The organism is Hoeflea sp. AS60 (assembly GCF_038900115.1).
In the GTDB taxonomy this organism is placed as follows: Bacteria; Pseudomonadota; Alphaproteobacteria; order Rhizobiales; family Rhizobiaceae; genus Hoeflea.
Genome location: NZ_JBBMQP010000001.1, coordinates 186,259 through 203,834, shown reverse-complemented (window position 1 = coordinate 203,834; position 17,576 = coordinate 186,259). Strand labels below are relative to the sequence as shown.

Sequence of the window (17,576 nt, the reverse complement as noted above, 5' to 3'; positions counted from 1 at the left end):
AAGGCGGATCTGGCGTTACTCAGCCGTCCAGCCACCATCGACGAGAAGAGAAGATCCGGTCATCAGGCCGGATGCGTCGCCGGCGAGCAGGATCAGAGCGCCTGCCAGGTCTTCCACTGTTCCCAAGCGCCCAAGCTTGATCTTCGACAGTACCGAAGCCTTGAAGGCTTCGTTCTCGAGGAAAGGCGCGGTCATCGGCGTTTCGATGAATGTAGGGCAAATCGAATTCACCCGGATGCCATGCGGGGCGAGTTCGACGGCTATCGCCTTCGTCATCCCTTCGACCGCAAATTTGGTTGTGCAGTAAATTGTCCGGTTTGCGGCTCCGACATGGCCCATTTGCGAGGAGATGTTGATGATCGAGCCGGGAAGGCCGGCTTCTATAAGACGTCGTGCCACCGACTGGGCCACGAAGAACGCAGCCTTGACGTTGAGTTCATTGACCAGGTCAAAACTTTCCGGTTCGACTTCAACGAAGGGGCCCGGGCGGTTTGTGCCGGCGTTGTTGACCAGAATGTCGAACGGTGGTGCGGCCTCTATCTTCCGCCGGACGTCGTCGATGTCAGTGACGTCGAGGACCATGGCCTCGGCGTCCCCGCCTTCTTCGATGATCGCTTTTGCGGCGTCAACGATTTCTGCTTCATTGCGTGCCACGAGGGTGACATGCGCGCCGTAAGCAGCCAGTGCGCGGGCCGCATGAAGGCCTATTCCGCGTCCGGCTCCTGTTACCAGAGCCCGTTTTCCATCAAGTCTGAACAGTTCGGCGAGATCCTTCACCGGTTACTCCGCAGCCGTCGCATAGGGAACGTTCTTGCCACCGTAGCGGCGCACGCGGACGTTGGCCTGCTCGGCATGGCCGGCAAACCCTTCCAGCATGCAGAGCCGCGAGCAGTATTCGCCGATCATTGCTGAAGCTTCATCGGTCAAGACGCGCTGATAGGTTACGGTCTTGAGGAATTTCCCGACCCAGAGGCCGCCGGTGTAACGCGCGGTCTTTTTCGTTGGAAGCGTATGATTGGTGCCGATGACCTTGTCGCCAAAGGCAACATTGGTTCTGGCGCCCAGGAACAGCGCGCCATAATTGGTCATGTTGGCCAGAAAATAGTCCGGATCCCTGGTCATCACCTGAACATGTTCAGAGGCGATGTCATCGGCGACCTTGACCATTTCTGCGTCGTCTTCACAGACGATGACCGCGCCGTAATCGTTCCACGCCTGGCGGGCAATTTCTGCCGTTGGCAGGATGGAGAGAAGGCGCTCCACTTCGGCCATTGTTTCCCGAGCCAGCTTCTCCGAGGTTGTCAGCAGGATTGCAGGCGAGTTCGGTCCATGTTCGGCCTGGCCGAGAAGATCGGTAGCGCAGATCTCGCCATCCACGGTTTCGTCAGCGATGACCAGCGTTTCTGTTGGACCGGCGAATAGGTCGATGCCGACACGTCCGTAGAGCTGGCGCTTGGCTTCGGCCACGAAGGCGTTGCCGGGGCCCACCAGCATATCCACCGGCGCGACCTGCTCGGTCCCAAGCGCCATTGCGCCAATAGCCTGGATACCGCCGAGGCAGTAGATCTCGTCGGCACCGGCAAGATGCTGAGCGGCGACGATTGCCGCTGAAGGCTTGCCCTGGAACGGCGGCGCGCAGGTGATGATCCTCGGAACGCCGGCAACCTTGGCAGTCACGACGGACATATGGGCCGACGCCAGCAACGGGTACTTGCCGCCGGGGACATAGCAGCCGACCGAATTCATCGGAATGTTCTTGTGCCCAAGTACGACGCCCGGAAGCGTTTCGACTTCGATATCAAGCATTGCGTCGCGCTGGTGTTCGGCGAAATTGCGCACCTGTGTCTGTGCAAACTTGATGTCATCGATGTTTCGCTGGGACAGCTGACTCAGACAATCGTTGATCTCGCTATCGCTCAGGCGGTAGTCGTCGCGATCCAGGCCATCGAATTTGACCGACATCTCGCGTACAGCGGCATGGCCGCGAGCGGCGATGTCTGCCAACGCGCTTTCGACGGTCGCGCGGACCTTGCTGTCCTCATTCGCGATTGCCTCGGCCTGCTTGCCTTGCTTGAGGTATTTCATCATCAAGTCTCCGTTCAAAACCGGTACGCGGGCCGGATCGGCGCCACGTAAGTGGTGTAAGTATCAGGCGAGGGGGTCTGTGACGTCCCGCTTCATGCGCCGGAGCGCAAGAATGCGGCTGTCACGCCAGGCCTGGCGTTGTGCGATCATGTCGCCCGGGATCCGGCTTTCGAGCCTTGCATGAGCATCGGCAATCTGTTCCGGCGTCCAGTCGTAGTCGGTCCGGGCTGATTTGCCGAGATGGCGCATCATCGGACCGAGCCGGTCGACAAACCCCTGCAGCCCGTCCGGGGCGTTGAGGTGGGCGACTTCAAAGGGCCCCATAGAGGCCCAGCGGAGCGCCAGGCCGTCAGTCAGAACCGCATCGATATCCTCCGGCGTGCAATAGCCCTCACCAACGAGATGTAGCGCCTCGGCTACAAGCGTAAACTGAAGGCGGTTGAGAGTGAAACCGTCAATTTCCTTCTTGACCACGATCGGCCGCATGCCGGCCTCGGTCATGAATGCACGGGCGCGTTCCAGCACATCCGGGCTCGTCCACTTTGTGCCGCACAATTCTACCAACGGGATCAGTGAGGGCGGATTGACGGGGTGGACCACCAAGGCGCGGTCAGGATTGACGACATGGCCCAGAAAGTCCGAGCCGGGTATGGCAGAAGTGGAGGAGGCCAATACGGCATCCGGCTGCGCATGGGCGGCGATTTCCGCGAAGACTTGTCTCTTGGTGTCGGTATCTTCGCGTACGCTTTCCTGAACGTAATCCGCACCTACTACCGCTTCGGCGATCGAGGGTGACGGGATGATACGGTCGAGCACATTGTCGACCGGCTCGTCCAACATGCCATTTTCGTCAAAGAGCTCCAAGGTTCGCCTGGCCCCAGCCATCGCTCGGCCGGCAGCCTCACCCTCGAGCGAGTCGAAAAGCTTCACCTCATGGCCAGCGCGGGCGAAGACGACGGCCCATGCCCGTCCGACCGTCCCCGCGCCGATACATGCGACCTTGCTCATTCGGTCGTTACCTTTGGATCGCGTGCCCAGCGCCGTTCGAATTCCCAGACCTCGTCAAAGCCGATCAGAGAGTTGAATTCGCTGAAATTGAACAGGGGCACATCTGGCGAAAGCGACGTTCCCTCGTTCTTCAGAAGCTTGAGAACGGCTTCGGCTGCTGCTGCTGCTGCAAGGCCGGTGGCGGCGGGGAAAATCGCCATGTTGTAGCCCATTGCCTGCAGCTCTTCCTTGGAGCGGATTGGTGTGCGTCCGCCGTCGGCCATGTTGGCCATCATCGGTTTGGATATGCGGCTGCAGGCGTCGCGCATCTCGTCTTCGCTTTCCAGCGCTTCGAGGAAGACGACATCGGCTCCCGCCTCGCCATAGGCGATCCCACGTTTCATGGCACCTTCGAAACCGTCTGTCTGACGCGCATCGGTACGGGCGATTATCAGGGTTTCCGGATTGCGTCGTGCTTCCACCGCGACCTTGATCTTCTCGACCATGTCTATCATCGGCACCACGCGCTTGAACGGCGTGTGGCCGCATTTCTTCGGGAACTCCTGGTCCTCGATCTGAATGGCCACGACGCCCGCCTCTTCATACCCGCGGACGGTGTGATGCACGTTGAGAAGGCCGCCATAGCCGGTGTCGGCATCCGCAATGACGCCAGCATTGGACGTCCGGCAGAGTGTGGCGACGCGATCGACCATCTGGGTGTAGCTTGCGATGCCTGCATCCGGCAGGCCAAGCGCCGACGCCGTCATCCAGTAGCCAGAAGCATAGACGAAATCGAAACCGATCTTGTTGCTGACGGCGGCGGTGATCATGTCGTGGATGCCCGGCGCAAGAACAAACTGACCGGATTCGAGCGCGGCCTTGAGACTTGGTTTGCTCATTCTTGGTTCCTGTAGTGTGAAGTGACGAGCTTGGGACCCGCCAGGGGAGAAGTTGATAACTGAAACTTAGCTGGACCGTGTTCCGGAGAACAGACGTTCGAGCCGTCCATCATCGAGAAACAGCCAGGGCTGATCTTTGCGATGGCCGGCCTCGAATGCTGCAATCTCTGAGGCATCGTCGGCAAGAATGCTGCCTATTTCATCAAGGCCGAGCATCAACGTCCGTCGCCGATAGGGATCGATTTCGAACCCGATGCCTTCGCCATCGGGCAACACGACTGTCTGGGCTTCCAGATCGACGGTCAGGGGCTTGCCGCTTTCCGCGGCCAGCATTACGCGTTCATGAGCGTCGCCCTCAATGACCAGCGGCAAGGCGCCGTTCTTGAAGCAATTGGAATAGAAGATCTCGCCAAAACTTGGCGCAATGACGCACCGGATGCCAAAATCGGTGAGCGCCCAAACGGCCTGTTCGCGGCTTGAGCCGGAGCCGAAATTGGAGCCTGCAACCAGAATTTCCGCCTTGTCGAAGGGAGCTGTGTTGAGCACGAAGTCGGTCTTGCCACCACCCCTGGCATTGCGCCGTTCGTGGAACAAGTGCTTTCCTAGGCCGGCCTTGTCGAGCAGCAGCAGGAAGCGGGCCGGGAAAATGACATCTGTATCGACATCGGCTTCGCGCAGCGCAGCGGCCACGCTGGTGATTTTCGTGAATTTCTGCATCAGTTGGTAGATCCCAATTTGCGCACATCAATCAAGTGGCCGGCAATTGCCGCGGCTGCAGCCATGGCGGGGCTCATCAAATGGGTGCGGCCACCCTGGCCTTGGCGACCTTCGAAATTGCGGTTGGAAGTAGACGCGCAGCGCTCGCCGGGCTTGAGCCGGTCATCATTCATGGCCACGCACATGGAGCATCCGGACGCGCGCCATTCGAAACCCGCTTCTTTGAAGATGAGGTCGAGACCCTCGGCCTCCGCTTGCAGTCTTACACTGGCAGAGCCAGGCACGGCGATTGCTGTCACTGTTGGAGCTACCCGTCTGCCTTTGAGGACTGATGCGGCAATGCGCATATCCTCAAGCCGCCCATTGGTGCAGGAGCCGATGAAGACGTGATCAATCCTGATGTCTTCCAAAGGCATGCCAGCCTTCAGATCCATATAGGCAAGGCTGCGTTCGATCTTGCCGCGCCTGACTGGATCGGATTCGCTGGCCGGGTCCGGGACATGATCAGATACCGGGCTGGTTTCTCCGGGGTTGGTTCCCCAGGACACGTGCGGCGACAGGGTCGCAACGTCAAGCTCGACCTCGCGGTCGAACACTGCGTCAGGTTCGCTTGGCAAGCTCCGCCAATGGGCGATTGCAGCGTCCCAAGCGTTGCCCGTGGGTGCCAGTGGTCGACCCTTTAGGTAGGAGAATGTGGTTTCATCAGGTGCAACCATGCCGACCCGGCTGCCAGCCTCGATCGACATGTTGCACAAGGTCATGCGTGCTTCCATGGACAGTGTGGCGATTGCCGCACCTGCATATTCAATTGCATAGCCGACACCACCATTGGTGCCGATCTTGGCAATCAGCGCCAGAATGATGTCCTTGACGGCGACGCCCGACTGCAAGGCGCCATTGAGCGTGACGCGCATTGTCTTCTGCTTTTTTTGACGCAGTGTCTGGGTGGCGAATACGCATTCACATTCACTCGCACCGATGCCGAAGGCGATGGTGCCGAATGCACCGTGGGTCGAGGTGTGGCTGTCGCCGCAAACCAGAGTGGCGCCGGGTAGTGTGAAGCCCAGTTCCGGTCCGATAACGTGGACGATGCCATGCCGATCGTCGGTCATTTCGATATAGTCGATGCCGAAGTGCTTGCAGTTTTCGATAAGGCGCGCCACCTGCCGCGAGGCCAGACCTTCGGCCAATGGCAGATGCCTATCGCGAGTTGGCACAGCGTGATCAGCCACGGAAATGTGCGCAGATGGCCGCGCCAAAGGCCGGTTCTGCTCTATCAAGCCGGCAAAAGCCTGCGGGCTTGATACCTCCTGAACCAGGTGGCGGTCGATGTAGAGCAGCGACGTTCCATCGTCATATTCCTTGACGACGTGGCTCTGCCAGACTTTTTCGTAAAGCGTTTTTGCGTTCATTGGCGTTTTTCAGTCCCGAGGCATGGTGGCGATGATGCGGACGACCCGGATCGGCGGAGAAAAATGTCGGCACCCAGCGCATTTTCCTGTTGCGATTGGGGAGAAAGGCAATCTATGTTGAATTGAATACGCATGCAACATCCTTTTGGAGACCCATGCGAAATGGAGATGACAATGCGCATAGAGGAATTGACATGAGACTAGGCGTCGACGTTGGTGGCACGTTCACCGATCTTCTGCTGCATGATGAGAAAACGCAGCGCACCTTTGAGGCCAAAACGCCTTCAACGCCGGAAGATCAGTCGATCGGCGTCGCTGCCGGCGTCAAGCTGATCTGCGAGAAGGCTGGCATTTCGCCGTCGGACATCGAGTTGATCCTGCATGGAACAACTGTCGCGACCAACGCCGTGCTTGAAGGCAAGGGCGCACGCGTCGGTCTGCTGGTGACGGAAGGGTTCGAATACACGCTGCATCTGGCAAAGGCCTGGACGCCCGGGCCGCTGTTCGGCTGGATCAACATGGAAAAGCCTGATCCGCTGGCGTCGCTTGCCGATACGCGTGGCATTCCCGAGCGCATGAATGCGCGGGGCGAGATTGTGCGTGAGCTTGATATCGAGAAAGCCACTGCGCTGATTGATGATCTTTGCAGCTCGGGTATCGAAGCGCTGACGATCTCGCTTATGCACTCTTACGCCAATGCGGAACATGAGCGTGCGCTTGCCGATATCGTCGCGGCCCGCTATCCGGACATTCCGGTATCGCTTTCGTCCGACATTCTACCGGAGTTTCGCGAATACGACCGGGCCATCACTACCGTTATGAACGACTATGTTCGGCCAATCATGAAGCGCTACCTGTCGCGCATCGAAGATCGGCTCAAGCAGGAAGGTGTCAGTGCGCGTCTGCATATCGTTCGGTCTGACGGCGGTTTGATGAGCGCTGCTGCAGCATCCGAGCGGCCCGTTCATACAGTTCTTTCCGGCCCTGCCGGTGGCGTGACCAGCACGGTTATGCTGTCCCGGCGCTCCGGTTTCTCCAAGCTGCTGGCCTTTGATATGGGTGGTACGTCGACTGACGTGTCGGTGATTATCGATGGTGAGGCGACGATCTCGCGTTCCACCGAGGTCGGGATGTTCCCGGCCAAAGTTCCAACGCTTGATGTGCGCAGCGTGGGCGCAGGCGGTGGCTCCATCGCCGACGTGTCCGAGCTGACGGGTTCGCTTCGTGTCGGTCCCCGCAGTGCCGGAGCCAATCCGGGTCCTGTGTCCTACGGTCGGGGCGGTACTGAGCCGGCTGTAAGTGACGCCAATGTCGTGCTCGGCTATCTTCCGCCCGTACTTCTCGGCGGTGACATGTCGCTCGATGTTGAAGGCGCACGAAAGGCTGTTGCCGGTATCGGCGAAACACTCGGTCTGTCGCCGGAAGACGCCGCAAAGGGCATCATCGATATTGCCAACGAAGTCATGCTTGGCGCTTTGCGTGTTATAACGGTGCAGCGTGGCCTTGATCCGCGTGAATTCGGCATTGTCGCCTTCGGCGGCGCCGGACCGTTGCATGCTAACGCAATCGCGGAATTGCTCGGCTGTTATCCAGTGATGGTTCCACCCAATCCCGGCGTGCTGTCGGCGCTCGGCTTTCTCGAAGCCGATTTCAAGAACGAGTTCGTTCAGACCTATATACGCTCAACAGTCGGACTTGATCCGGCGACCGTGTGGACGCGGTTTGCTGAACTCGAAGACAAGGCTCAGGCTTGGCTCAAGGAGCAGGAGGTTGATGCTGAAGATGCATCGATCCAGTACACGCTCGATCTGCGCTATGAGCAGCAGGGCTTTGAAGTCTCTGTGGATGTGAGTGCCGATCTTGTTCGCCAGAAAGGCGGGCTGGATCCAATTCTTGCTGATTACCACGCACTGCATGAACGTCTCTACGGCGTGCGCTTCACAGTTCCGGTGGAACTGGTTGCGTTGCGGGTCGTTGCGCGCGGTGCAACGGAGCCCGTCAATGAAACTGCGCCGACGGGCGTTGGCAGCGATATTGCTGCTGCAATCATGGAGACCCGTCCGGCCTATTTCGATGGCGCCTGGCAAGACACGCCGCATTACGACCGGGGCAAGCTCGGCGTCGGTAGCCGGGTCGAAGGCCCGGCGATCATTCGGCAATATGACACCACCACCGTGCTGCTGCCGGCTCACTATGCCGAGATCGATGAGCACGGCAACGTCCTCATCTGGCCAATTTCGAAGGGAAAGTGATCAAGATGGCAACCAAAGTCGATCCCATCACTCTCGACATCATCGAGAACGCGCTCAAGAATGCCCGCTTCGAGATGGACGGCGTTGTCGTCCGCATCTCGCTCTCGCCGGTTATTCGCGAGCAGCACGACGAATTTCCGATGATCTGCAATGAACGCGGCCAGATGATTGTTGGCCAGTTCGGTTCCTATATTCCGTCTGTCGTCGAGAAATTCGGCGGAGATGTGAATGAAGGCGATATCTTCGTCTGGAATGACCCCTACGCTTCCAAGGGCTCTATCTCGCACAACAACGACTGGTGCGTGATGCTGCCGATCTTCCACGAGAAGGTGCTGGTCGGATTCTCCTCGATCTTCGGCCACATGGTCGATGTTGGTGGTTCCGTGCCGGGCTCTATGCCTGCCAATGCCCGCACGATCTGGGAAGAAGGCCTGCGCGTACCGCCGGTGAAGATCTACGACAAGGGCGTGCTCAATCAGGGCGTCCTTGATATCATGCTCAACAATTCACGTACGCCTGACATGAACCGGGCTGACTTGATGGCGTTGATTGCGGGCTGCCGCACGGCATCAACCCGGGTGCGCGAGATCTGTGACCGTTTCGGTCGCGAGACCTACATGACAGCGTGCGACATGCTTCTGGCGCGTACTCGCGAAGCTATGCGCCAGGTGATCCGGAAATACATTCCAGAAGAGCCGGTAAGCTTCACCGACTATGTCGATGATGATGGTCTGGGAAATGGTCCGTTCAAGATGACGCTGACCATCTCGCGACGTGGTGATATCGCCGTGTTCGACTGGACAGGAACTGATGACCAGGCGGAAGGGCCGATCAACTTTCACATTCACGAAGGCCTCTGCAAGCTGTTCTTCGGCGTCTACATGATCATGTCGTTCGACCCGTCGGTGCTGTTTAACGAAGGCTTCTACGATCTGTTCGAGATCGTGTTGCCAGAGGGAAGCCTGCTCAATCCGAGGTTCCCCGCGGCGCTGTCGAACCGCCTCAATACGCATACGCGCTTCTTTGACTGCCAGGCAGGCGCGCTCGGCAAGTTCGTGCCGCAACTGTCTATGGCTGCCGGTTACGGCACCAGCCCTCATTTCATCTTCTCGGGTACAGACAAGGACGACAAGTATTTCCAGCTGATGGAGTTGCTGTTCGGTGGTGTGCCGGGGCGCCCCAAGGGTGATGGTTTCGATGGACACGCATGGTGGCCGCTGTTTTCGGCAACGCCGATCGAGTACATCGAGAACTATTATCCAGTGCTGATTGAGCGCTACCTCCCGATTCAGGATTCTGGCGGACCTGGTCTTCACCGAGGCGGTGCGGGGATCGAAAAGGTCTACCGGGTGCTTGCGGCAGGTAATGTCTCAATCCACGATGACCGCGAGGTGGTTCCACCGTGGGGCATCAATGGTGGCTTGCATGGCGGCACATCCAGCAAATGGGTGATCAAGGCCGGGGAGGATACACCGACCCGAATTCCATCAAAGATCGATAATTTGAAGGTTGAGCCGGGCGATCGCGTTGTGTTCAAGACCGCGGGATCAGGCGGCTGGGGCGATCCACTCGACCGCGACAGTTCAGTTGTGGCTCGCGATGTTCGCTACGGGCTGGTCTCACGGGATCAGGCAGAAACATCCTACGGTGTCGTGCTGACAGCAGACAATCATGCTGACGAAGCCGCTACAGTGGCGCATCGTGCGGCGGCCAAGGAGAAGCGTGGCGAGCCGCCAGCTTTCGACTTCGGCTACACGCCTCCAAACGGGCAGGCATCCGGATAACAAAAAGGGGCTTTCGAGCCCCTTTTTTCATGTTCCACTGCCGCGGAGTCATAGGTAGATAGCGTATCAGAAAGGTTCAGACGACAGATTCGCTTTCGGCTTTGCTGGTATCCCAACGATGATCGGGCGGAACAGGAATGGTGTTGCGCCAGATCAACCGTCCGCTGATCGGACGGTCTATACCGCGCTCGATGCGATGTGTGGGGTCGTCGAGATGCAGGATGGACAACGTCGTTTCGATCATCTGGTTGATCGGCTGGCGTACTGTTGTTAGTTGATAAGGCGCGCGACGCCCCTCTGGAATATCGTCAAAGCCCGCGACCATCAGGTCTTCCGGGACCCGAAGACCAAGTCGGTAACGCAGCGCATCGATGGCGCCCATTGCCATGATGTCGTTGATGCCAAACAGCGCGTCAGGACGGGGACGGTCCTTGTCGCGGAAGATGCTCAAGGTGGCGTTGAATGCGCCTTCATAGGAAGACTGCCCTTCGACTTCCATGATGTCGGAGCGCTTGACGCCATTTTCCTGCAGTCGCTCGACAAATCCACGTACGCGGTCCTTGCTGGTCGAACCTTTGGGATCACCGGTTATCATGGCGAAACTCCGGGCGCCGGCAGCAAGGAAAGCTTCGGCGATCAGGCGTCCTCCTGCGGCGTTGTCACAGCGTACGCCCGAGGCGTCGCTGCCGGGTATGTAGCGGTTGAACAGGACGATCGGAATGCCTCGATCATGGCACATGCTTGTCATCCGGGTCGATAATTGCGCTGCGGTCAAAATCACGCCATCGACCTGATATTTCAGCAGATGCAAGATGGCTTCGTCGCTCTCGGCTCCGGGATCTACAGTGAATATCAGAACCTGACGGCCTTGCTCCTGCAGTTTCTGGCTGAAAGCGTGCAAAACATGGGTGTAAAAGGGGTTTGCCATGTGCCCCAGAATGAGGGCCACAATGTTGGTGCGTTTGGTTGTAAGGCTGCTGGCGATCGAATTCGGTACGTAATTGAGCTTGCTTGCAGCTTCGTAGACCTTCTGCCGTGTCTCCTCTGCAATACTGGATCCAGGCGTGAAAGCGCGGGAGACGGCAGACTGCGATACGCCTGCCAATGCAGCGACATCGAATGAGGTAGACCGGTTGCTGCTTCGTGTCATTGACGACTTCTTTCCATCTGCCTGTCTCGACTGCGTATTCAAAAAAGACGCACAATAATCGATAGCGTTCAGCGACACGGTATTCAATAGTTTTGGTGCGCGTTTGAAATTGTTCACGGGCTAATTGCAGCCCGGTCCGGGTGCAGGGATTTCAAGATTTCGCAGGATGGGCGATTGACTTGGTCAATCACTTGGGCGAACAATGCATGCGTATTCATCACGTGCTTTTCCTGCTGAGGGGCAGGGGCGGCACAAGACAGGACAGGGAGTTCAAGAATGACAAAGCGCGTCCTACTCGCATCGCTAACCGCCATTGCCGCAACTATGTGCATAACAGGGGCCACTTTCGCAGATGAAGCATCTGACGGGCTGGCCCGTGCTACAGCCAATATTGCCAAATACAAGTCCAAGCCCGAGTTCGTTGCCCCAGGCGATCCTTTTGACGCCAAGGCCTGTGCGGCTGGCAAGAAGATGCTTTCGATCCCCAACAGCAGCGGCAACCCGTTCCTGAAAGGCATTATCGACCGGATGAAGGTAGCCGGGGCTGAAGTTGGCCTTGAAGTACGTGAATGGGAAAACCAGGGCCAGCCGAGCCAGTGGGTTCAGGGCGTCGAACTCGCAACGCGCGAGAAGTACGACATCATCGATCTGATTTCCGGTATCGATCCGGGCACCATCGAACCGCAGCTGAAAGCCGCCAAAGAAGCTGGCGTCAAGGTTATGACGTCGCACTTCTATGATCCAAGCTTCGAGCAAAACCCGGTTGTCTCCAGCTCGCTGACAATCGGCTTCGGTGAAGTTGGAACGATCCTGGCGGACTGGTCGGCCGTTGCGACTGATGGGAAGGCCAATATCGCGATTGTTGTTTCCAATGAAGTGCCGCCAACGATTCCGCTGGTCGAGAACTTCAAGAAGCAACTGGCTGCCAACTGCCCTGACTGCAAGATCGTCCAGGAAATCAATGTCGGCGTGACCGAATGGGGCACAAAGATCCAGACTGCTGTTCAATCAGCGGTGCAGGCCAATCCGGAAATCAACGTGGTCATCCCGATCTATGATTCCATGTCGCAGTTCGTCATTCCGGCTCTACGGCTTGCCGGCAAGACAGGCGAAGTGAAGGTTGGTACCTTCAATGGTACGCCTTTCGTGCTTGACTACATCGCACAGGGTCTGGCTGACATGAACATCGGCGAGAGCCTCGACTGGATCGCCTATGCAACTGTCGATGGTCACTTGCGCGATGCTTGCGGCCTTGAGAGCCCAACCGCACTCAACGTCCCGTTCTACATCTTCGACAAGGACAATGTCGCCGAAGCAGGAACGCCTGCTCAGTTCGATACCGGTTACGGCGATGCCTACAAGGCTGGCTTCCGTAAGCTCTGGGGCGTCGAATAATGACGCAGCAGCCGGATCAGGCACTACAGGATCCGGCAACCGAGCCGGGAGCGCACACAGCGCTCCCGGTTCTCTCGGTCGCCAATCTCTCCAAATCGTTCGGCGGCGCGAAAGCGCTGCAGAATGTCTCCTTCGATGTCCTGCCCGGCGAAGTTCACGGGTTGCTGGGCAAGAACGGGTCAGGCAAGTCGACGCTGGTCAAGATCCTTGCCGGATTTCACGCCCCTGACGAAGGTGGAACACTTCAATTCAATGGTGAACGCGTTTCCCTGCCGCTCAAGGCTGGCGAGGGCCGTCGGCTCGGAATGGCTTTTGTTCATCAAAATCTCGGGCTGGTGCCATCGCTGACCGTGCTGGAAAACCTGCGGCTGGTAGAGCTCACGAAAGGTGGCAAGGCTTTCATCAATTGGCCAGCTGAAAGAGCGGCTGCGCATCAGGCCCTGACGCGTTTCGGGCTTGATATCGACCCCGATGAAAGAGTCGACCGTCTTACGCCAGTCCAACGTGCTCTTCTGGCCATCGTGCGGGCTTTTGAAGAGATCGAGGCAGCGCGCGCGATTACCGGCAAGCCCGGTCTTGTCCTGCTTGATGAGCCGACACCCTTTCTGCCCGCAAGTGGCGTTGCCCAGCTGTTCGAGCTGGTGCGGTCGATCACTGCTCTGGGATCCAGCGTCATCTTCATTTCACACGATATCGATGAGGTGATGGAAATTACCGACCGGATCACAGTTTTGCGCGACGGCAAACAATCGGGTGAATTGGCGCGAGCGGACGCGACGCACGAGAAGATTGTCGAGATGATCGTCGGCCAAAGCATTTCCCGCGGGCAGGTGCGGAAATCGGAAAAGACGAGCTTTCCGGTCTATGCGCGGTTTGAAGGCCTGTCCGACAAGATGCTTCAGCCATCGGATCTGCATGTCGGGAAAGGCGAGATCCTCGGACTGACCGGACTAATCGGTTCCGGATACGAAGAAGTTCCCTACCTGGCTTTCGGCGCACGCAGTGGCGCATCAGGCACGATCAAAATCGAAGACGGCGCGGCGTTTGCGCAATCGACATTGACCCCGGCGGATGCAATCGAGCGTGGTTTTGCGCTTTTGCCAGGTGACCGGCAGGCTGACAGCGGTGTCGACAGCCTTTCCATCGTCGACAACATGTTCCTGCCCGATATTGACCGGTTCTTCAGGGGCGGCTTCATGCGCAACGGCGCCATGGTGCGCGAGGCCAAAGAACTGGGCAAGGAATATGAAGTTCGTCCGAACGATCCGGCACTGAAGCTTTCCGCACTTTCGGGCGGAAATGCGCAGAAGGTTCTGATTGCGCGCTGGATGAACCGCTCGCCGCTGCTGTTGCTGCTTGATGAGCCGACACAGGGCGTTGATGTCGGAACCCGGCAGCAGATTTTCGCAGCACTGCGCAAGGCCGCTGCGGGCGGTATGTCGATCATCTGCGCAAGTTCCGAGGCCGAACAACTGGCCGAAATCTGCGACCGCGTACTGGTCTTCGCAAGAGGCCGTATCTGCGACGAAATCACCGGTGACCGGCTGACAAAGGAAGGCATTTCTGAAGCCTGCTATGTCTCTGCCGGACCCGCTTCCATGAACACCACGCCGCGAGTTGCCTGATGACCGACACTGTGAAAACCGCCGTACCAGCCAAATCCGCGACCAACTATGCGCGGCAGTTCGAGCGGGTTGCGTTGCTTATCGTCTGGGCGTTGACCATCGCTCTTTTCAGCTTCCTGATCCCGAACAACTTCCTCAATTGGGGAAATTTTTCGATCATGTTTGCCTCCTATGCGCCAGCGGCGCTTCTGGCTCTGGCAATCATCATACCTTTGACAGCTGGGGACTATGATCTCTCGGTCGGTGCGACCCTGACGCTGGCGGCGTCAACCATCGGTGTCCTCAATGTCTGGCAGCACATGCCGATCGGTCTTGTTCTGGTCATCGTGCTGCTGATGGGCGTGGCCGTCGGTCTGTTTCATGCCCTCTTCATCGTCTATTTCCGGGTGCCTTCCCTTGTGGTCACGCTCGGCTCGACCTCGCTGATGAGCGGGATTGTCCAGCTGATCACCAATTCCTCGACCATCGGCGGCATCGACAACAGCCTGATCATGGCAGCCGTCGGCTACCGGCTGTTCGGCATCCCCTACGCCTTCTATTACGCTTTGGCCGCCGCGCTGATCATGTGGTACATTTTCGACTTCATGCCGCTTGGGCGCAGATTGCTGTTTGTCGGACGGGGCAGGGAAGTTGCGCGGCTCAACGGGATTTCGGTCAACAAGGTCCGTGTCGGCGCGCTGGTCATGTCAGCCGTTCTGGCCTCGGCTGCAGGCATTCTTTATGCGGGCGTACTGGGTTCGGCTGATCCCTATTCCGGCCTGAACTATCTGTTGCCGGCGTTCGCTGCGGCGTTCCTGGGAGCGACGACGATCCAGCCCGGGCGTTTCAATCCCTGGGGAACAATTGTCGCGGTGTATTTTCTTGCAACAGGAATTACCGGGCTTTCCATGCTTGGCATTCCGCTCTGGGTCACCAACGTCTTCAACGGCGGTGCGCTGATCCTGGCCGTAACCATCTCCCAGATCACGCGCGGTCGCGAAGCATCCGATATCGGATGAGCCCATGGAAGGTGGACAATTGTCCCCTTCGTCGCGTAGGCATTTCGCAGTCGACTGATTTACCGGAGGGAAAGTCCCGATGTCTCCTTTTGTCTTCAACACCACGAAAAGCATCCAGTTCGGTGCAGGTTCGCTTGCCCGAATCGGTGAGCTTGCGTTGACCCTCATGGGGCGTCGGGTCTTTCTCGTGACCGACCCCGGAATGATGTCGACAAGGATCGTCGATCAGGCGCTGGATCACCTCAAGGCGGCCGGAATAGAGACGACGCTGTTTTCTGACGTGCAAGCAGATCCACCAGAGGCTGTGATCCTTGCTGCAGCTGAAACTGCTCGCTCGGCCGGAGCCGAAGTCGTGATCGGTCTTGGCGGCGGATCTTCGCTTGACGTGGCCAAGCTGGTGGCTTTGCTCGCCGTCGGCAAGGAAGAACTGAAAGCGGTTTATGGCGTCGGTAATGCCAAGGGCCCGCGGCTGCCGCTGATCCTGGTGCCCACAACTTCGGGGACGGGATCCGAGGTGACACCAATTTCGATCGTCACCACCGGAACATCGGAGAAGATGGGCGTGGTTTCGCCTGTGCTATTGCCGGATATCGCGCTTCTTGATCCGGAACTGACCTATGGCCTGCCAGCACATGTGACCGCAGCCACGGGCATTGATGCAATGGTGCATGCGATCGAGGCCTATGCGTCGGCCAGCGCCAACAACAATCCGCTTTCGCGCACGCTTGCCACTCAGGCGCTCGAATTGATGGGGCCGTCCCTGTTGCGGGCGGTGCAAAACGGAAGTGACGCGGATGCACGCGCAGACATGCTTCTGGGCTCGATGCTGGCTGGGCAGGCATTTGCCAACTCGCCGGTTGCGGCGGTTCATGCGCTTGCCTATCCGTTGGGCGGGCATTTCCACATTCCTCACGGACTTTCGAATGCCCTGGTGCTGCCGCATGTTTTGCGCTTCAACGCGGTGACGGCCCACCATGCCTATGTCGATCTTGCACCGCACCTGTTTCCGGATCTTGCCTCGCTTGAAGGACAGGAACGTGTCGCTGCCTTTTGTGACAGGCTTGCCGCGCTTTCAGCCGATTGCGGGCTGCCGCAGACGCTGCGCGACATGAAGATCACCGAGGACTGGCTGCCGAAGCTTGCCAAGGACGCGATGAACCAGACGCGTTTGCTGGTCAATAATCCTCGTCTGGTGAGCGAAGCAGATGCGTTGTCCATTTACCGCGCTGCCTTCTGAGACCGATACTTCAGCGCATCAGCTGTAAATACGCTGATCCATTGGCGTGTGCGCGATCAGATCTGTCAGACCTTTGAGCATGGCGGTCTCGGCGCGGTTGGGTTTGGCATGCGGGTTCCAGACCACATGCACGTCGATCGCAGGTGGCGCTTCATAGGGCGGCAGGCGCCAAAGCCTGCCCCGTTCCACATCTTCTCGCACCACATGCAACGGCAGGGGGCCGATGCCCAGACCTGCAATGATCATGCGCCGCACCTCTTCGAGATTGGGTGAAGTGCCAACGATCCGGGCATCGAGTTGCGCTTCGGCACGCATTTTCGCCACCGCCCGCAGCGCGTCATCCATCTGGTCGGTGACGAAACTCACCGACGAGTGGCCTGCCAGATCAGCAATGGTGATGCCTTCACGGCCATAGAGTGGATGGGTGGGGCCGCAAAAAAGTCCGAAATACTCCCGGAAAAGCCGCCGGTATTCCAGCTGCGGGCTGCGGTCCATCACAAGGCAAATGGCAAGCGAAGCACGGCGTGCCGCCACCGCTGTCAAGGCGCTGCGGCTGGCCATGGCCTCGATCGACAGGGTGGCGCGCGGGTGATCCCTGTGGAACTTGTTGAGGGTCTCGTCGAACAATGGACTGATGACGTGGCTCGCCATGACGATGCGGACATGTCCGCTGACTTCGTCTTCGACATCTCTGATCGCGGTGCCAAGACGAAGAATGGCGCCGTGGATATCTATCGCCTCGTCATAGAGCAGCCGCCCGGCGGCGGTGAGCTCAAACCGTCCTGGCTTGCGGTTGATGAGCCGTTTGCCGAGACGGTCTTCCAGCCGCTTGAGGGCGCTTGATACGGTTGGCTGTTTCAGACTCAGCCGTTCGGCTGCTTCGGTAACCGAGCGGGAATCGGCGAGAACCAGAAACGTGCGCAGCAGATTCCAGTCGAGATCCCGGGCCAGACGTTCAGGTGGAGTAAGGCTGTTCATTTCATTATTGATATCATCTATGCATAGAATATCAATTATCTATTTGATCAATGCAAC

General features: G+C 58.3%; 14 protein-coding genes. 6 read left to right on the top strand and 8 right to left on the bottom strand.

Going from position 1 to position 17,576, the window contains the following annotated elements; all coding sequences use genetic code 11:
* Window positions 1-15: 15 nt before the first annotated feature.
* The 6 genes from WNZ14_RS00870 to leuC form a co-directional block, all read right to left on the bottom strand.
* Window positions 16-777 (bottom strand): SDR family NAD(P)-dependent oxidoreductase, encoded by a 762-nt coding sequence (locus WNZ14_RS00870; RefSeq protein ID WP_342866733.1) that lies wholly within the window; start codon window positions 775-777, stop codon window positions 16-18.
* Window positions 778-780: 3 nt separating this feature from the next.
* Window positions 781-2,088 (bottom strand): histidinol dehydrogenase, encoded by a 1,308-nt coding sequence (hisD, locus tag WNZ14_RS00865; RefSeq protein ID WP_342866732.1) that lies wholly within the window; start codon window positions 2,086-2,088, stop codon window positions 781-783.
* A gap of 60 nt (window positions 2,089-2,148) precedes the next feature.
* Window positions 2,149-3,093: a 3-hydroxyacyl-CoA dehydrogenase gene (locus tag WNZ14_RS00860; protein WP_342866731.1), complete on the bottom strand. Its 945-nt coding sequence runs from the start codon at window positions 3,091-3,093 to the stop codon at window positions 2,149-2,151.
* On the bottom strand, window positions 3,090-3,971 hold the full coding sequence (locus tag WNZ14_RS00855; protein ID WP_342866730.1) for an isocitrate lyase/PEP mutase family protein: 882 nt from the start codon (window positions 3,969-3,971) through the stop codon (window positions 3,090-3,092). Before WNZ14_RS00855 ends, WNZ14_RS00860 begins: the two co-directional genes overlap by 4 nt.
* Window positions 3,972-4,037: 66 nt before the next feature.
* On the bottom strand, window positions 4,038-4,688 hold the full coding sequence (leuD, locus tag WNZ14_RS00850) for a 3-isopropylmalate dehydratase small subunit (protein ID WP_342866729.1): 651 nt from the start codon (window positions 4,686-4,688) through the stop codon (window positions 4,038-4,040).
* Window positions 4,688-6,100: a 3-isopropylmalate dehydratase large subunit gene (gene leuC / locus WNZ14_RS00845; protein ID WP_342866728.1), complete on the bottom strand. Its 1,413-nt coding sequence runs from the start codon at window positions 6,098-6,100 to the stop codon at window positions 4,688-4,690. Before leuC ends, leuD begins: the two co-directional genes overlap by 1 nt.
* 194 nt (window positions 6,101-6,294) lie before the next feature.
* Between leuC and WNZ14_RS00840 the strand changes: the two genes are divergently transcribed.
* Together WNZ14_RS00840 and WNZ14_RS00835 are read left to right on the top strand one after the other, a co-directional pair.
* Entirely contained in the window at window positions 6,295-8,352 is a 2,058-nt protein-coding gene (locus tag WNZ14_RS00840; protein WP_342866727.1) for a hydantoinase/oxoprolinase family protein, read from the top strand.
* A 5-nt stretch (window positions 8,353-8,357) separates the two neighbouring features.
* Window positions 8,358-10,136 (top strand): hydantoinase B/oxoprolinase family protein, encoded by a 1,779-nt coding sequence (locus WNZ14_RS00835; protein WP_342866726.1) that lies wholly within the window; start codon window positions 8,358-8,360, stop codon window positions 10,134-10,136.
* 76 nt (window positions 10,137-10,212) lie between these two features.
* Here WNZ14_RS00835 and WNZ14_RS00830 read toward each other — a convergent pair whose 3' ends face one another.
* Entirely contained in the window at window positions 10,213-11,286 is a 1,074-nt protein-coding gene (locus tag WNZ14_RS00830) for a LacI family DNA-binding transcriptional regulator (RefSeq protein WP_342866725.1), read from the bottom strand.
* Between the two features lie 276 nt (window positions 11,287-11,562).
* On the opposite strand from WNZ14_RS00830, the gene WNZ14_RS00825 reads away from it, so the two are divergent.
* From WNZ14_RS00825 to WNZ14_RS00810, 4 genes are all read left to right on the top strand, one after another.
* Window positions 11,563-12,681 carry a sugar ABC transporter substrate-binding protein gene (locus WNZ14_RS00825; RefSeq protein WP_342866724.1) on the top strand — a complete coding sequence of 373 codons (1,119 nt, stop codon included), beginning with the start codon at window positions 11,563-11,565 and terminating at the stop codon, window positions 12,679-12,681.
* Window positions 12,681-14,306 (top strand): sugar ABC transporter ATP-binding protein, encoded by a 1,626-nt coding sequence (locus WNZ14_RS00820; RefSeq protein WP_342866723.1) that lies wholly within the window; start codon window positions 12,681-12,683, stop codon window positions 14,304-14,306. The genes WNZ14_RS00825 and WNZ14_RS00820 overlap by 1 nt, the downstream gene beginning before the upstream one ends.
* Window positions 14,306-15,304 carry an ABC transporter permease gene (locus tag WNZ14_RS00815; protein ID WP_342866722.1) on the top strand — a complete coding sequence of 333 codons (999 nt, stop codon included), beginning with the start codon at window positions 14,306-14,308 and terminating at the stop codon, window positions 15,302-15,304. Before WNZ14_RS00820 ends, WNZ14_RS00815 begins: the two co-directional genes overlap by 1 nt.
* Before the next feature lie 79 nt (window positions 15,305-15,383).
* Entirely contained in the window at window positions 15,384-16,541 is a 1,158-nt protein-coding gene (locus WNZ14_RS00810) for an iron-containing alcohol dehydrogenase (RefSeq protein ID WP_342866721.1), read from the top strand.
* Between the two features lie 18 nt (window positions 16,542-16,559).
* Here the strand turns inward: WNZ14_RS00810 and WNZ14_RS00805 are convergent, their stop codons facing one another.
* The gene (locus WNZ14_RS00805; protein ID WP_342866720.1) at window positions 16,560-17,519 is read right to left on the bottom strand and encodes a LysR family transcriptional regulator; all 960 of its coding nucleotides are present in this window, start codon (window positions 17,517-17,519) and stop codon (window positions 16,560-16,562) included.
* Window positions 17,520-17,576 lie beyond the last annotated feature (57 nt).

What these genes read in the sequence shown, in the direction of transcription:
- hisD (WP_342866732.1), bottom strand. Translation starts at nt 2,088, where the DNA reads ATGATGAAATACCTCAAGCAAGGCAAGCAGGCCGAGGCAATCGCGAAT.
- WNZ14_RS00860 (WP_342866731.1), bottom strand. Translation starts at nt 3,093, where the DNA reads ATGAGCAAGGTCGCATGTATCGGCGCGGGGACGGTCGGACGGGCATGG.
- WNZ14_RS00855 (WP_342866730.1), bottom strand. Translation starts at nt 3,971, where the DNA reads ATGAGCAAACCAAGTCTCAAGGCCGCGCTCGAATCCGGTCAGTTTGTT.
- leuD (WP_342866729.1), bottom strand. Translation starts at nt 4,688, where the DNA reads ATGCAGAAATTCACGAAAATCACCAGCGTGGCCGCTGCGCTGCGCGAA.
- leuC (WP_342866728.1), bottom strand. Translation starts at nt 6,100, where the DNA reads ATGAACGCAAAAACGCTTTACGAAAAAGTCTGGCAGAGCCACGTCGTC.
- WNZ14_RS00840 (WP_342866727.1), top strand. Translation starts at nt 6,295, where the DNA reads ATGAGACTAGGCGTCGACGTTGGTGGCACGTTCACCGATCTTCTGCTG.
- WNZ14_RS00835 (WP_342866726.1), top strand. Translation starts at nt 8,358, where the DNA reads ATGGCAACCAAAGTCGATCCCATCACTCTCGACATCATCGAGAACGCG.
- WNZ14_RS00830 (WP_342866725.1), bottom strand. Translation starts at nt 11,286, where the DNA reads ATGACACGAAGCAGCAACCGGTCTACCTCATTCGATGTCGCTGCATTG.
- WNZ14_RS00825 (WP_342866724.1), top strand. Translation starts at nt 11,563, where the DNA reads ATGACAAAGCGCGTCCTACTCGCATCGCTAACCGCCATTGCCGCAACT.
- WNZ14_RS00820 (WP_342866723.1), top strand. Translation starts at nt 12,681, where the DNA reads ATGACGCAGCAGCCGGATCAGGCACTACAGGATCCGGCAACCGAGCCG.
- WNZ14_RS00815 (WP_342866722.1), top strand. Translation starts at nt 14,306, where the DNA reads ATGACCGACACTGTGAAAACCGCCGTACCAGCCAAATCCGCGACCAAC.
- WNZ14_RS00810 (WP_342866721.1), top strand. Translation starts at nt 15,384, where the DNA reads ATGTCTCCTTTTGTCTTCAACACCACGAAAAGCATCCAGTTCGGTGCA.
- WNZ14_RS00805 (WP_342866720.1), bottom strand. Translation starts at nt 17,519, where the DNA reads ATGAACAGCCTTACTCCACCTGAACGTCTGGCCCGGGATCTCGACTGG.